Here is a 14,434-nt window from a genome sequence, read left to right as displayed (position 1 = left end):
CTCCGCCACCGGACGGACCTGCCGGCAGCCCACACACGTGCGGTGGGGCGACGGCGTGCGCGCTATGCGTCGGCCCCTTCGTCCGTGACCGGCGCTTCCTCGGCCGGCGCTTCCTCGGCCGATGCCTCGCTGGTGGCCGCTTCGCCGTCGGTGGCCCCTTCGCCGTCGGTGGCCCCTTCGGCGTCGGTGGCCGCCTCGGCCTCGGTCGACGTCTCCGCGGAAGAAGACTCCGCGGAAGACGACTCCCCCGCCGCCGACGAGTCTTGTCCCGCGGCGGCCTGATCCTCAGCTGCGTGCTGCCACTCCTCGGCGGACAGCGCCGGCCCGCCCTCCGCCGGCTGCCACACCTGCTCGCCGGTCTCGGGGTCCACGATCCACTCGCCCTCGGCCCAATCCTGGTTGCCGTAAGCCTCTTCCTCGGCGAGCTGGGTCTCGCTCTTGATGTCGACCCGCCAACCCGTGAGCCGGGCGGCGAGGCGGGCGTTTTGGCCCTCCTTGCCGATGGCCAGCGACAACTGGTAGTCGGGCACGATGACCTCGGCCGTGCCGGTCTCGGGGTCGATGCGGACCTCTTTGACCTTGGCCGGCGACAGCGCCTTGGCCACCAGATCCTGCGAGTCCTCCGAGAACGGGACGATGTCGATCTTCTCGCCGCGCAGCTCGGTGACGACTTGGCGCACGCGGGCTCCCCGGGCGCCGACGCAGGCACCGACGGGGTCGACGTTGGGGTCGTTGGACCAGACCGCGATCTTGGTGCGGTGACCGGGTTCGCGGGCACACGCCTTGATCTCCACGACACCGTCGGCGATCTCGGGGACCTCGAGCTCGAACAGCCGCTTGATCAGACCCGGGTGGGTGCGGCTGACGACGATCTGGGGGCCCTTGGACGTCTTGCGGACCTCGACGATGTACGCCTTGAGCCGGCTGTTCGGCTCCGGGCGCTCATAGGGGACCTGCTCGGCCTGGGGCAGCAGCGCCTCGACCCGACCGAGGTCGAGCAGCGTGTAGCGCGCGTCGTTCTGCTGGATGATGCCCGTGACGATGTCGCCTTCGCGACCCGCGTACTCCTCGTACTTCATCTCGCGATCGACTTCGCGCAGGCGCTGCATCATCACCTGGCGGAACGTCTGCGCGGCGATGCGGCCCATCGTGGCGCGATCGGGTGTCACGTCGAGCTCGGGGCCGAAGGGCTCACCGTCTTCGTTGAGCTCCTGGGCGAAGATGCGCATCTCACCGTCGTCGGGGTTGATGGTCACCCAGGCGTACTCGTACGCGTCGGGAAGGCGCTTGTAGGCGGACTCGAGGGCGTCGGCCAGGGCGGCGAGCACCGTGTCGACCGAGATCGCCTTCTCGGCGGCCAAGACCTGGAGCGCCTCCATCATCTCGGGGTTGCTGCTGCTCATGATGCTGCCTTCCTCTTTCGGCCCTTGTGGTTGCCCGAGCGCGCCGGGCCCGCGGCGCCCCAGGCGAAGACCGTGCGCGCCCGCTCGATGTCGCCGTACGCGAGGTCGATGACCGAGCCAGTGGCCGACTCGGCGGCCACCACGGCCTCCGCGTCGCCGCCGGTGATCGCGAGACGAATGCCCTGGTCATCGGCACTTTCGAGCGTGCCCAACAGACGGCGCGGGCCGTCGAAGCCGGCGACTGTCTTGATGTTGACTTCGGCGCCGATCGTGCGGCGGAAGTGCGCGGGGGTGCGCAAACGCCGCTCGACACCTGGACTCGACACCTCGAGCGTGTAGCGCCCCGCGATCGGGTCGGCCTCGTCGAGACCACCTGACACCGCGCGGGTGGCGGCGGCGATGGCGTCGAGGTCGATGCCACCCGGGCGGTCGACCGCGACCCGCAGCACACCGCCCGACTCCTCCACGTCCCACAGCTCGACGCCGAGGGGTCCGAGCAAGGGCTCGATGAGCGCGGTCAGATCGGTCGTGGCCATGGGCACCTCCTTCGTCGAGTCAAGGCCGGATCGAAACAAAAGGCGTGGGCAGAGCCCACGCCTTCGAGCATCCGGCTGGATGTGGCTGGTCAACTATACCGGTTCTGGCGGGCGATCGGCGCCCGCCCCGACGATCCCGATGACGATCAGCGGGACGTCAGTACGACCGGCCGACGACGGCTTCCAGGCCTGGCTCCGTGTCGCTGTCCGGCACCGATCCGTCGGGGCGCAGCAGGCAGCGCACGGTCACGGCCGAAGTGGCCAGCTCTTCCTCGCCGCCTTCGCCGAGATCGGCCCACAGCAGCCGCGCGAACCCCCCGGCAGCCACTTCGGCGGCTTCGGCGACCGACGTGGCCGCCACGGTGCGAGCGTCGCGAGCAGCGAGTGCCGCGTCGTGCAGCGATTGTTGGATCGTGTCGAGCAGGCCCGGCACCGCCCCCGCGACCGACCCCACCGAGGTGGGCACCTTCGTGCCGTCGTCGCGGCGTACGAGCGTGACCTCGCCGTTTGCCAGATCGCGGGGCCCGACCTCGAGCCGCACCGGCACGCCTTTGAGCTCCCACTCGGTGGCCCGGCGTCCGAAGCTGAGGTCCGTGCGAGCATCGAGCCGCACCCGCACCCCGGCTGCGGTCAGGTCGGTGACGAGCTGGTCCGCCGCGGCACCGGCACCGTCCTCGTCGCGCACCAACATGACGACTGCTTGGATCGGTGCGACGTGCGGCGGCAGGCGGAGGCCGCGATCGTCGCCGTGGGTCATGATCAGCCCACCGAGCATCCGGGTCGACGCACCCCACGAGGTGGTCCACGCCAGCTCCTCGACCCCCGCATCGCTCTGGAAGCGGATGTCGAACGCCCGAGCGAAGTTCTGGCCCAGCTCGTGGCTGGTACCCATCTGCAACGCTTTGCCGTCGACCATCATCGCTTCGCAGGTCAGCGTGTTCGTGGCGCCCGGGAAACGTTCGCTGGCGGTCTTGCGACCCGCGAACACGGGGATCGCCAGCACGTCGACCATGAAGGCCCGGTACACGTCGAGGAGGATCCGGCGAGCGAAGGCGGAGGCGTCGGCCTCGTCAGCGTGGGCGGTGTGCCCTTCTTGCCACAGGAACTCGCTGGAACGGAGCAACAGCCGAGGCCGCAGCTCCCACCGCACGACATTGGCCCACTGGTTCAACAGCAACGGCAGGTCGCGGTAGCTCTGGATCCACTTGGCCATGTACTCGCCGATGACCGTCTCGCTGGTGGGACGCACCACGATGGGCTCCTCCAGCTCCTTGCCGCCCGCGTGGGTGACCACGGCCAGCTCGGGGCTGAAACCCTCCACGTGCTCGGCTTCGCGCTGCAGGTAGCTCTCGGGGATGAACAGCGGGAAGTACGCGTTCTCCACGCCGGCCGCCTTGATCCGGGCGTCGACTTCGGCCTGCATGCGCTCCCAGATGGCGTAGCCGTAGGGCCGGATCACCTGCGTGCCCCGCACCGGTCCGCTCTCGGCGAGGCCGGCCTTGGCGACGACGTCCTGGTACCAGCGCGGGAAGTCGTCTGCCTGGGGAGTCAGCACCGGTGCCTTGGCCATGGCGACCGATGGTACTGGCGCGATCGGAGCGGTCCGGCCGGCGGCTCGCCTCAGGCGGCGCGCACGAATCGGTCGGGCGCGTCAAGGACTGGGTTGGCGCTCGCGCCAACCCAACGCCACCTCACAGGCTGCGTCGAGTTGCACGTGGACCTGGTCGATCGTGATGCGGCCGTGCACCCACGACACCAGCGCGGTGTACCAGACCGCGTTGACCACGACGAGCACTTTCGACTGCTCGTCGTCGGTGAGCTCGCCGTCGATGGCCTTGCGCAGCACAGATTGCACGCCTTGGCCCATCTGCTGGTAGCAGGCCCACGCGTGCGGATCGTCCGACGAGCCGGCGAGGATCATCGCCTCGGCGAACTCGGGCGACCGCTGGAACGCACGCACGCCCGCGCGCAGCACCGACTGGAGCCGCTCGGCCGTGCCCAGCCCCTCGGCGGGACGGCGGGCGAGGTGCCGGTCGAGCTCGCTGGCCCACTCGACCAGCGCGGCCGCGACCACGTGGTCGCGCGACGAGAAGTACCGGTAGACGGTGCCGAGGGCCACGCCCGACCGTTCGGCCAGGGCACGCATCTGCACGTCCTCCACGCCGCCCTCGGTGATCATGGCCAGCGCGGCCTCGATCACGCGGTGGCGGCGCGCCCGTTGGTTGGGCGTCATGTCCTCCACCGAGGTCGGCAGCTCGCCGCTGGTACGGCTCATCGCGAGCGGCTCACTGGCTCAGCTTCAGCACCCGCTCGGCGTTGCCTCGCAGGAACTTCGGCCACACGTCGTCGTTGAACGGCACGGACTTCAGCTCGGTCGTGATCCGCTCCAGCGACAGCCCCATCGGGAAGTAGCCCGCGAAGATGACCTTGTCGGCTCCGCGCGTGTTCGCGTAGTCGATCACGGCCTTCGGGTAGTAGCGGGGCGCGAACGCGCTGGTCGAGTAGTACAGGTTCGGCCACTTCAACATGAGCTTCACGGCCAGGTCGGCCCAAGGTTCGCACCCGTGGCGGGTCACGAACGTGAGCTCGGGGAAGTCGAACATCACCTCGTCGATGTACTCGACTTTCTGCGGCTCCATCCGCACACGCGGGCCGGGGACTCCGGCGCAGCAGAACACCGCGATCCCCAACTCGGCGCACTTGGCATAGATCGGGTACATCAGTTTGTCGTTGATGGCGACCTGCGGAAACGTCCCGGCGGGGAACAGCCCGACGGCACGGATGCCCCACGTCTCGTACAGCCGCTGGATGTCGCGGATGCCGTCCATGCCTCTGTTGGGGTCGCCGGCCATCGACGGGATGAAGCGGTCGGGATGCAGCTTCATCGCCCGCTCCCCCACCTCGCCGTGCACGCCGATCATCCCCCGGTCGATCCCCCAGCGGTCCATTTCGTGGAGCGTGTAGTCGACCGGGTCGGCGACTTCCTTCAGCTCCTTGTCGGGCGGCGCTTTGAACATGTACTCGACCGGGAACTCGAAGTCTTCTTTCGACTCGCGGTCCTTGGTCTGTTGCGTGATGAAGGCGTACTGCTTCGCCATGTCCTTGGCCGGGAAGCCGAGCATGGTGTCGATGATCCCGACGTCGGTCGGCATTCCCATCAGCGGTTCTCCTCTTGAGGCCGTGGGTCGCGCGGCAAGCCGAGCACGCGCTCCCCGATGATGTTGCGCTGCACTTCGTCGCTACCCCCGGCGATGCGGATCGACGGGGCGCTGAGCAGCAGGTGCTTCCAGTACTCGTCGCCGCTGACCGCGGTGTGGTCGATCATGCCGGCGGGCCCCTGCACGCCGACCGCGAACCGGCTGGCATCTTTCAAGTAGCGGGCTTGGAGCAGCTTCATGCAGTTGGCTTCGGCGCCGGGCTGGCGTCCCTGGCTGATCGCGGTGCGCAGCCGGTAGCCCATGAAGCGCAGGCACTCGCCCGTGGCGTGGAGCCCAGCGAGCTGTTGGCGGACGCCCGGGTCGTTCAAGCGGCCGAAGCGGCGAGCCACCGCGACCAGGTCGTCAGTGGTGAACCGCCCTTGTCCACCGATCGACGCCCGCTCATTGGCCAGCGTGGTCCTGGCCACACCCCACCCACCGTCCACCTCGCCCACCACGGCATCGGCGGGCAAGCGCAGATCGGTGAGGAAGACCTCGGCGAAGTGCGACTCGCCCGTCATCTGGCGCAGCGGGCGGATCTCGATGCCCGGCGACGTCATGTCGACCACGAAGAACGTGATCCCGTGGTGCTTCGGCGCGGCGGGGTTGGTGCGGGCGAGCAGGATGCCCCAGTCGGCCGTGGTGGCGTTCGAGGTCCACACCTTCTGGCCGTTCACCACCCACTCATCGCCGTCGCGGACCGCCCGAGTGGTGAGGCCGGCCAGATCGGACCCGGCGCCTGGCTCGCTGAACAGCTGGCACCACAAGTGCTCGCCGCGCAACATCGCGCCCAGCAAGCGCGCTTTTTGGTCCGGCGATGCGTGGGCGATGAGCGTTGGACCCACCATCCCGATCGCCACCATGAACGCGCCGTTGCTCACGCCGAACTCGGCCTGCTCCTCAGCGAAGATCGTGGCTTCCGCCGCGCCCAGTCCCCTGCCGCCGAACGCCTCGGGCCACGTCAGGCCGGCCCAACCGCCCTTGAACAGCGTCGCCTGCCAGCCGCGGCACAGCTCGGCGTACTCGACCGCCAGCGACTCCTGGATCTCCGGCGGTGCGAGCGACACGTCGTTCCAGCGCGCCGAGAAGTCGTCGTCAGACCCTTTCGACGGCGCGTTGGCGGCGAGCCACGCGCGAGCTTCGGCGCGAAACGCCGCCTCGTCCGGTGTGTCGTCGAAATTCATCGAAACCGTTGCCGGTGCCGCACTTGCAGCCGATGCCGCCGCCATGGCAGGTGCCGATGTCTGTTCCACGGGCCAACATTAGAACGCGTTCTAGAAATCCCACCAACTGGGGGACTGCCGGTGCGGCGGGGCGAGATCAGTCGGTCGCGCGCTCGCGGCGGTGGATCAGTTCGATGCGCTCGGACGCGTGATTGGCGTCGTCGCCCTTGTCGGCCAACAGCGCGGCACGGTCCCGTTCGGCTTCGCGGGCCACCCGCGCCGTGTCGACGCGGGCCAACGCGGCTTCCACCCCGTGCTCGTGGATGAACGTCGCCCAGTCGACGAGCGTGTCGATCATCTCGGCTTCCGGCACCACGGCCACGTTGTTGCCCTTCACGAACAAGTGGCCGCGACCGCGACCACCGGCGATGCCGAGGTCGGCGTCGCGCGCTTCGCCGGGGCCGTTCACCACGCAGCCCATCACCGCGATCTGCAACGGGAGGTCGCGATCTTCCAGCGCGTCCTGCGCGCGCCGGGCGAGGTCGATCACGTCGATCTCGGCACGACCGCACGACGGGCAGGCGATGAGGTCGAGGCCTTTGCGCTCACGCAGGCCCATCGATTCGAGCAACTGCCGCCCAGCCCGCGCCTCCTCCACCGGGTCGGCGGTGAGCGAGTAACGGATCGTGTCGCCGATGCCCTCGGCCAACAGCGTGGCGATGCCGGCGGTGGCCTTCACGAGCCCCGCGGGCGGCGGACCGGCCTCGGTGACGCCCAAGTGGAGGGGCGCGTCGGTGACCTCGGAGAGTTGGCGATATGCGGCGATCATCAGCGGGACGCTCGACGCCTTGACCGAGATCTTGTAGTCGTCGAACCCGATCTCGGCGAACAGCGCCATCTCCCACTGCGCGGACTCGACCATGGCCTCCGGAGTGGCGCCGCCGTACTTCTCGTACAGGGCGGGATGCAGCGACCCGGCGTTCACACCGATGCGGACCGGCACACCGCGGTCCTTGCACTCGCGCGCCACGGTCTTGATGTGCTCGGGGTTCTTGATGTTGCCCGGGTTGAGCCGCAGGCCGTGCACGCCCGCTTCGAGCGCTTCGAGCGCTCGGCGGTACTGGTGATGGATGTCGGCCACGATCGGCACCGGCGAGCGCGGCACGATGTGGGCGAGGCCCTCGGCCGCTTCGACCTCGTTGCACGTGCAGCGCACGATGTCGGCGCCGGCAGCAGCAAGGGCGTAAATCTGCTGGAGCGTGCCTTCGACGTCGGCCGTCTTGGTGATCGTCATCGACTGCACCGTGACCGGCGCGTCGCCGCCGACCGCCACCGGATTCGACGGGTGTCGCAAGACGAGTTGACGGGTGGGCCGCCGCGGGAACTTGGTGCTCTCGGGTGCTTCCATCAGCGCGAGGTCGCCGGGGTCACTTGATGCTCACCGGATTCACGATGTCGAGGTAGAGCGTCGACGCGAACAGCCCCGCCAGCAGCACCACCACCACGTACGTGACCGGCAGGAGCCGGCTGACATCGGCGAAGTAGCGCCGCTGCCCGCGGCGCATCTCCTGCACCTTCTCGTAGACGGCCACCACCACGTGCCCGCCGTCGAACGGCAGCAGCGGGATCAGGTTGAACAAGCCGATGAACACGTTGATCAAGACGAACAAGCTCAGCACCGCGGTGATGCCGTCGGCCTGCGCCGCCGACGTGGTGATCTGGAACACGCCCAAGATCGACAGCGGGCGATCGTCACTGGCGCTCGACGAAGACGAGGACGACGACTGGCTGGTGTGGTTGGAATTCGACGTGACGGTTGGTCCGGCCTCGTCATGGCTCGTGTGGGTCAGCTGGTGGAAGAACCCGCTGATCCCCGTCGGGCTCACCAGATCCGCGAGACCTCGGACCGACTGGTTGGCGACGGTTCCGACGTCGCGGAACGTCTGCGGCACCGCGTCGACCACGCCGACCCGCTCGGTGGGCAACTGCGGCGTGATGCCGAGCAGACCCTCTGACGGGTCGTCGGGCTGGTGCCCGAGTTGGACAGTGGCCCGCTCGGTCGCCCCCTTGTGCGAGTAGACGATGGTCACCTTCTGGTCGGGGTGGGCTGCCACGGCCTCGCGCAGCGCGTCGAAATCGCGCACCGACACCCCCGCGACCGATTGGATCCGGTCGCCGGGACGCAGGCCGGCCGCCGCGGCGGCGGAACCGCTGCTCACCGTGTCGACCGACCAGTTCTTCACCGCGCCGGCACTGCCGAACAAGCTGCCGCCTTGTACGCCCACCATCGTGAGCAGCACGAAGACGAGCACCAACGCCTGCAAGAAGTGCATCGCGGAGCCAGCCACCGCGACGCCGAGCCGGTCACGGAACTTCCCTTGCCGGTATGCCCGGGGCTCGTCCTCGGGAGCCACCTCGTCGAGGTTGTTCATCCCGACGATCTTCACGTACGCACCGACCCAGATCGCCTTGATGCCGTACTCGGTCTCGCCGCGGCGAAACGACACGAGGCGAGGGCCGAACCCGAGAAAGAACTCGGTGACCTTCATGCCGGCCCGCTTGGCCATGAGGAAGTGGCCGAGCTCGTGCAGGAAGATCATCAAGATCAGGCCGACGAGCACGAGCAGACCCCACCAGCCCGTCTTGGCCACGATCAGCGCGATGACCGCGAGCAGGACACCGGCCCACAGCCACTGGCCACTCGGTGGCTCGGCCGGTTGGTCAGGGGCGGCTGAGGTGGCCGGCCCGATGCCCGACGGCGCGGGGGCATAGCCACCCGGCGGCGGCGGAGGCGCGACGATCGACGGCGCGTCGCCGTCTCGGTCGTGGTTCGGTCTGCGCACGCTCGCTCCGGTGGGTCAGGTCAGTTCCGTGTGGCCCAAGCCGTGGCCAACACCTCACGAGCCAGAGCCCGAGCGGTGCGGTCGGCTTCGATCACCTCATCGGCCGAACCGGCCGTCCCCCCATCATGCCGGGTCAGCACCCGTTCCAGGACCTCAGGTATCGCGTTCCACGGGATCTGCCCTCCGAGAAACGCCTCGACGGCCACCTCGTTGGCGCTGTTCAGCCAGGCCGGGGCGGTGCCGCCCACGCGACCGGCCTGGTAGGCCAGACCAAGGCACGGGAACGCGTCGAGATCCGGAGGCTCGAAGTCGAGGTGCCCGAGCGTCGACCAGTCGATGCGGCCGTACGGGGTGCGACCGCGCTCGGGCCACGCCAGCGCGTAGCCGATGGGCAGCCGCATGTCGGGGAGCGAGACCTGCGCGATCGTCGAGCCGTCGGTGTACTCGACCATCGAGTGCACGATCGACTGCGGGTGGACCACCACCTCGATCTGATCGAAGCCGATGCCGACCCCTGCCGGGCCGGCCGGCACGCCGAACAGCTCGTGCGCCTCGATCACCTCGAGGCCCTTGTTCATCAGGGTCGACGAGTCGATCGTGATCTTCGGTCCCATGCTCCACGTGGGGTGCGCCAGGGCGTCGTCGATGGTGACGTTGGCGAGCTCCCCGGCAGTGCGCCCGCGGAACGGCCCGCCGCTCGCCGTGAGGACGAGGCGGCTGACCGCGGAGGGGGCTTCGCCATCCGCGCCGGCCGCCCGAAAGCCACCGGAGCGCAGGCACTGGTGGAGCGCGCCGTGCTCGGAGTCGACCGGGACGAGCTCGGCGCCGGCGGTGCGCCGGGCGCGCTGCACCACCGGTCCGGCGGCGATCAACGACTCCTTGTTGGCGAGCGCCAGCCGTCGCCCCGCGATCAGCGTCGCCAGCGTGACGCCGAGACCTGCGAAACCGACGACCCCGTTGATGCACACGTCGGCTTCTGCGCCGAGGCTGGCGAGCGCCTCGCGCCCCGCGCGCAACTCGCACCCTGAGGGGAGACGCTGCGCGAGCTCCGACGCCACCGTGTCATCGGCGACGGCCACGATGCCCGGCCGCAGCGTGTCCGCCTGGGCGACCAGCAGATCCGGGTTGCGGCCGCTGGCGCCGAGCGCCACCACCGTGAACCGATCAGGCTCGGCCAAGGCGACGTCGATCGACTGCGTGCCGATCGATCCGGTCGAACCGGCGATGGCAACGGTGGTGGTCACGATGCCCCCGCCTTCCCGGCGGTCAGTAGTGGAAGTGGAACGCGGCGATCAGGTAGTACGCCGCGGGCAGGGCGAACAGCAGCCCGTCGATACGGTCGAGCAGGCCGCCGTGGCCGGGCAGCAGGTTGCCCATGTCCTTGACGCCGAGGTCGCGCTTGATGACCGACTCGCACAGGTCACCGATGGGGGCCACGATGCCGATCGCCAGGCCGAGCAGGAAGCCGGCGCCCACCCCGCGGTACACGCCGACCTTCAAGATGCCGATGATGACACCCATCACGATGGCGGCGACCAGGCCGACGATGGCCCCCTCGCGGGTCTTGTTGGGGCTCACCGGCGACAACGGCGTCCGGCCGATGCTCTGACCGCCGAAGAAGGCGCCGACGTCCGCGGCAACCACCACCACGATGATCCCGATCAACATGCTGCGACCCTGGTGGGCCAACAGGAACTGGGCGGCGAACGAGGCCAGGACCCCGATCCACACCACGCCGAGCAGCGTCGTGCCCACCCCTTCCAGGACGGGCGCGTTGCCACCTGCTCCGATCACGTACCACGCCAGTGCGGTGATCAGCGCGAGCACCAACAGCAACGGCACCGCTTGGGCGCCCTTCCAGTACGTGGCGAGCGGCAGCCCGGCAGCCGCCACCAGACCGACGGGCACCGCGGCCCGGGCGCCGCCTTGGATCGTGGCGCCGAAGAACTCCCATGCGGCGACGGCGGCAGCCGCGGTGACGGCGAGGATGCCGATCTTCGGCGGTGCCAGGCCGATGAGGATGATCGCCGCGATGCCGAGGCCGATCCCGACGGTGGCGGCGGTCTGGATGTCACGACCGGGCCCACCGCCAGCACCGCCATCGTCCATGCCCGCCACGTGGCGCCGAAGCGGCCGCCGCATCGGTCGGTGACGCGGCGCCGCCTCCTGCTCGTCGTCGTACGCGTCGTACACGCCACCTACCATCGCCGGCTCCGGTTCGTCGAGCTCGGCGAAGGGGTCGCTGTCGGGGGCGCCGACCCGCGTGGGATCGAGCGCGCCGACGCGGGACTCCTCGTCGCCGAGGGCGGACATGTCGTCGTAGTCACCTTCGGACCAGTCGTGGTTGTCGCCGCGCCAACGAGGCGGCGACGCGAACGACGACCAGGCTTCGAGGTCATCGTCTTCGGACGCGATCACCTTCGGGACCTCTCCAGTCGGCGGATCGGTCCAGTGCGGCAGCTCGACCGGCTGGGACGGGTCGCCGTCGGCCGTCTCGTCGTGCTCGGCCCCGCTGGCCTCGTCGCCCCACAACGGCTCTCGTTGGCTGCCGTACGCGGCGTACTCGTCGGGTTCGGCGTACTGGTCGGCGGCGCCGAACTCGGCAGGTGACGTGGAGCCGCCGGCGACGCCGTGGTCGCCCAGATCTGCCGCCTGTTCGGGAATCGGCGCGTCATAGCCGGTGTCGTCGTAGGTGGGCGCGCCGTACTCCGGGGGTGCTTCGGCCGGCGGGTCCCATTGGGTCTCGCCCCAGGGCCCGCCTTCGGTGTCGGCCCAGCCGGCGTCGTCGTCGCCCCACGAGGCCGACGGCGGTGGTTCGGGGGGTGGCACGACCGCCGGGCGCGCGACGTCCTGCGCTCGTTCGGCGTCGCTCAGCGGGAACCGCAACGTGGGCCGCGGTCCCTCGGCGGGCGGCGCCGGCCGCTCGCCGGGTCGGGGCTCCATGTCGGACAGGCGTGGGGCGACGTCGCCGCGCTCGATCGCCTCTTGGGCTTCCTCCGCTCCGATGATGCGCACACCCTCGGTATCGGGCTCACCATCTTCCGGGGACTGCGCGAAGTGATCGGTCATGCGGACCTCCTGGCGGTCACGATTCGAGCAACTCCCGCTCCTTGGCCTCCAGCGCCTGGTCGATCTCGGTCTCTTTGGCGTGGGTGACCTTGTCGAGCTCTTTTTCTGCCCGCACCAACTCGTCCTCGCTCAGATCTCCGTCCTTTTCGAGCCCACCGAGCTCGTGGCGGGCCGCACGGCGGAGGTTCCGGACGTGGATGCGGCCCTCTTCGGCCATCCCACGGACCAGCCGCACGAGCTCGTGGCGGCGTTCCTCGGTGAGCGCCGGAAACGAGAGCCGGATGACATGGCCGTCGTTCGAGGGGTTCAGGCCGAGATCGGAGTTGCGGATCGCCTTCTCGATGGCCGCCATCGACCCCTTGTCGAACGGCGCCACCAGGAGTTGGCGGGCCTCGGGCACCGAGAAGCTGGCGAGTTGCCGCAATGGGACGTCGGCCCCGTAGTACTCCACGACGAGACGCTCGACCAGCGCAGAGCTGGCGCGGCCGCTGCGCACACCGGAGAACTCCGATCGGCAGTGCGCAACCGCCTTGTCCATCTTGTCGGTCGCCTCTTCGAGGACGACGCCGACCATCTCGTCGCTCACGACACCAACGTACCGATCGTGCGCCCCTCCAGCAGGGACCGCACGTTGCCTTCGCCCATCAGGTCGAACATCACGATCGGCAGGTTGTTGTCCATGCACAGCGTGATGGCGGTGGCATCGAGGGCCCGGAGACCCTGATTGAGCACGTCGAGGTACGAAACGCGGTCGAGCTTTCGGGCATCGGGGTTCTGGCGGGGATCGTCGGTGTAGATGCCATCGGTTCCCGAGTGGCTACCCTTCAGGAGCGCCTGGGCCTCGATCTCGACGGCCCGCAGCGCGGCGGTCGTGTCGGTGGTGAAGAACGGGTTGCCGGTCCCACCGGCGAAGATCACCACCCGGCCCTTCTCCAAGTGGCGGATGGCCCGACGCCGGATGTAGGGCTCGGCGACCTGCGCCATGTGGATGGCCGACTGCACCCGGGTGTCCTGACCGAGGCGCTCGAGCAGGTCCTGCAACGCCAGCGCGTTGATGACGGTGGCCAGCATGCCCATGTAGTCCGCCTGCGCCCGGTCCATCCCCGCGCCGGCGCCCGCCATGCCGCGCCAGATGTTGCCGCCGCCGACCACGATCGCGATGTCGACCTCGAGGTCGCGGCGCACGTCGACGATGTCGCGGGCCAGGCGACCGACGACGTCGCCATCGATGCCGAACCCCTCGCGGCCGGCGAACGCTTCACCGGAGAGCTTGAGCAGGACCCGGTTCCAGCGGGGCTGGGGCCCGTCGGTGGAAGCCTGGCCGTCCGTCCGCCCCGTGCCTGCGTCGTCGGTCACGCTAGGGGATCTCCTCGTGGAGGTGGTGGAGGTGGGTGCGGCGCCGTCGGCGCCGCCCCGCACCGTAGATCAGGCGCCGATGTACACCTGCGCGAAGCGCACGAGCTCGGCGTTGCCCAGCAGCGCCTTGACCGTCTGCTTCTCGTCGCGCACGAACTTCTGCTCGAGCAGCACGCGCTCGGCGTACCAGCCGCCGAGGCGTCCCTGCACGATCTTGTCGAGCGCGGCCTCGGGTTTGCCCTCGGCGCGGGTCAAGTTGGTGAGCGTCTCACGCTCGGCGTCGACTTCCTCGGCAGGGACTTCGTCGCGGGTCAGGTACGGCGGTTTGGTGAAGGCGATGTGCACTGCGAGGTCGTGGGCGAGCTCCGGCGTGCCACCCGAGAGCTCGACGATCACGCCGTTGACGCCACGGCCGTCCTGGCGGTGTAGGTAGGTGTCGAGCAGGTTCCCGGGCGCGGCCTCGACGCGGATCACGGCGCCGACCTCGATGTTCTCCTTCAACGTGACCTTGAGGTCGTCGACCGCGTCCTTGACGCTGTCGGCCGCACCGGCGCCGTCTGCGGCCACGCGGTCGGCCAGCGTCTGGACCAACTCGGTGAACTGGTCGCTCTTGGCCACGAAGTCGGTCTCGGACTTCAACTCCACGACGGCCGCTGCGTCGCCCACGCGGGCGATGGCGACGGCGCCCTGCGAGTTCTCGCGGTCGGCGCGCCCGGCGGCCTTCGACAGGCCCTTCTCGCGCAGCCACTTCGCCGCGGCTTCGGAGTCCCCGTCGTTTTCGGTGAGCGCCTTCTTGGCGTCCATCATCCCGGCGCCGGTGGACTGGCGCAGGGCTTGTACGTCTTTGGCAGTGAAGTTGGCCATTGC

General features: G+C 69.5%; 13 protein-coding genes. All 13 read right to left on the bottom strand.

Annotation, left to right across the window (positions count from 1 at the left end; translation table 11 throughout):
• Window positions 1-62: 62 nt before the first annotated feature.
• Window positions 63-1,403 (bottom strand): transcription termination factor NusA, encoded by a 1,341-nt coding sequence (gene nusA / locus VHA73_11570; protein ID HVX18661.1) that lies wholly within the window; start codon window positions 1,401-1,403, stop codon window positions 63-65.
• Window positions 1,400-1,939, bottom strand: a complete 540-nt coding sequence (rimP, locus tag VHA73_11565; GenBank protein HVX18660.1) for a ribosome maturation factor RimP — start codon at window positions 1,937-1,939, stop codon at window positions 1,400-1,402. The genes nusA and rimP overlap by 4 nt, the downstream gene beginning before the upstream one ends.
• 157 nt (window positions 1,940-2,096) lie before the next feature.
• Window positions 2,097-3,509 (bottom strand): proline--tRNA ligase, encoded by a 1,413-nt coding sequence (gene proS, locus VHA73_11560; GenBank protein ID HVX18659.1) that lies wholly within the window; start codon window positions 3,507-3,509, stop codon window positions 2,097-2,099.
• An 81-nt stretch (window positions 3,510-3,590) separates the two neighbouring features.
• Window positions 3,591-4,214, bottom strand: a complete 624-nt coding sequence (locus tag VHA73_11555) for a TetR family transcriptional regulator (GenBank protein ID HVX18658.1) — start codon at window positions 4,212-4,214, stop codon at window positions 3,591-3,593.
• Between the two features lie 10 nt (window positions 4,215-4,224).
• Window positions 4,225-5,097: an amidohydrolase family protein gene (locus VHA73_11550; protein HVX18657.1), complete on the bottom strand. Its 873-nt coding sequence runs from the start codon at window positions 5,095-5,097 to the stop codon at window positions 4,225-4,227.
• The gene (locus VHA73_11545) at window positions 5,097-6,320 is read right to left on the bottom strand and encodes an acyl-CoA dehydrogenase family protein (GenBank protein HVX18656.1); all 1,224 of its coding nucleotides are present in this window, start codon (window positions 6,318-6,320) and stop codon (window positions 5,097-5,099) included. Before VHA73_11545 ends, VHA73_11550 begins: the two co-directional genes overlap by 1 nt.
• Before the next feature lie 136 nt (window positions 6,321-6,456).
• Window positions 6,457-7,707 carry a flavodoxin-dependent (E)-4-hydroxy-3-methylbut-2-enyl-diphosphate synthase gene (ispG, locus tag VHA73_11540; GenBank protein HVX18655.1) on the bottom strand — a complete coding sequence of 417 codons (1,251 nt, stop codon included), beginning with the start codon at window positions 7,705-7,707 and terminating at the stop codon, window positions 6,457-6,459.
• A gap of 19 nt (window positions 7,708-7,726) precedes the next feature.
• Window positions 7,727-9,142 (bottom strand): site-2 protease family protein, encoded by a 1,416-nt coding sequence (locus VHA73_11535; protein ID HVX18654.1) that lies wholly within the window; start codon window positions 9,140-9,142, stop codon window positions 7,727-7,729.
• 20 nt (window positions 9,143-9,162) lie between these two features.
• Window positions 9,163-10,386, bottom strand: a complete 1,224-nt coding sequence (gene dxr / locus VHA73_11530; protein HVX18653.1) for a 1-deoxy-D-xylulose-5-phosphate reductoisomerase — start codon at window positions 10,384-10,386, stop codon at window positions 9,163-9,165.
• A 22-nt stretch (window positions 10,387-10,408) separates the two neighbouring features.
• Window positions 10,409-12,211: a phosphatidate cytidylyltransferase gene (locus tag VHA73_11525; GenBank protein ID HVX18652.1), complete on the bottom strand. Its 1,803-nt coding sequence runs from the start codon at window positions 12,209-12,211 to the stop codon at window positions 10,409-10,411.
• Between the two features lie 16 nt (window positions 12,212-12,227).
• Window positions 12,228-12,797 carry a ribosome recycling factor gene (gene frr, locus VHA73_11520; protein HVX18651.1) on the bottom strand — a complete coding sequence of 190 codons (570 nt, stop codon included), beginning with the start codon at window positions 12,795-12,797 and terminating at the stop codon, window positions 12,228-12,230.
• The gene (pyrH, locus tag VHA73_11515; GenBank protein HVX18650.1) at window positions 12,794-13,567 is read right to left on the bottom strand and encodes a UMP kinase; all 774 of its coding nucleotides are present in this window, start codon (window positions 13,565-13,567) and stop codon (window positions 12,794-12,796) included. The genes frr and pyrH overlap by 4 nt, the downstream gene beginning before the upstream one ends.
• 69 nt (window positions 13,568-13,636) lie before the next feature.
• Window positions 13,637-14,431, bottom strand: coding sequence for a translation elongation factor Ts (gene tsf, locus VHA73_11510; protein ID HVX18649.1), 795 nt, complete (start codon window positions 14,429-14,431; stop codon window positions 13,637-13,639).
• Window positions 14,432-14,434 lie beyond the last annotated feature (3 nt).

The sequence above is a fragment of the Acidimicrobiales bacterium genome (assembly GCA_035547835.1).
In the GTDB taxonomy this organism is placed as follows: domain Bacteria; phylum Actinomycetota; class Acidimicrobiia; order Acidimicrobiales; family Iamiaceae; genus DASZTW01.
The sequence above is the reverse complement of the archived record's forward strand: the minus strand, read 5'-3'. Positions and strand labels throughout refer to the sequence as shown.

Excerpts from the sequence above, each read along its gene's own strand:
- nusA (HVX18661.1), bottom strand. The coding sequence starts at position 1,403 with ATGAGCAGCAGCAACCCCGAGATGATGGAGGCGCTCCAGGTCTTGGCC.
- rimP (HVX18660.1), bottom strand. The coding sequence starts at position 1,939 with ATGGCCACGACCGATCTGACCGCGCTCATCGAGCCCTTGCTCGGACCC.
- VHA73_11555 (HVX18658.1), bottom strand. The coding sequence starts at position 4,214 with ATGAGCCGTACCAGCGGCGAGCTGCCGACCTCGGTGGAGGACATGACG.
- ispG (HVX18655.1), bottom strand. The coding sequence starts at position 7,707 with ATGGAAGCACCCGAGAGCACCAAGTTCCCGCGGCGGCCCACCCGTCAA.
- VHA73_11545 (HVX18656.1), bottom strand. The coding sequence starts at position 6,320 with ATGAATTTCGACGACACACCGGACGAGGCGGCGTTTCGCGCCGAAGCT.
- VHA73_11525 (HVX18652.1), bottom strand. The coding sequence starts at position 12,211 with ATGACCGATCACTTCGCGCAGTCCCCGGAAGATGGTGAGCCCGATACC.
- VHA73_11550 (HVX18657.1), bottom strand. The coding sequence starts at position 5,097 with ATGGGAATGCCGACCGACGTCGGGATCATCGACACCATGCTCGGCTTC.
- tsf (HVX18649.1), bottom strand. The coding sequence starts at position 14,431 with ATGGCCAACTTCACTGCCAAAGACGTACAAGCCCTGCGCCAGTCCACC.
- proS (HVX18659.1), bottom strand. The coding sequence starts at position 3,509 with ATGGCCAAGGCACCGGTGCTGACTCCCCAGGCAGACGACTTCCCGCGC.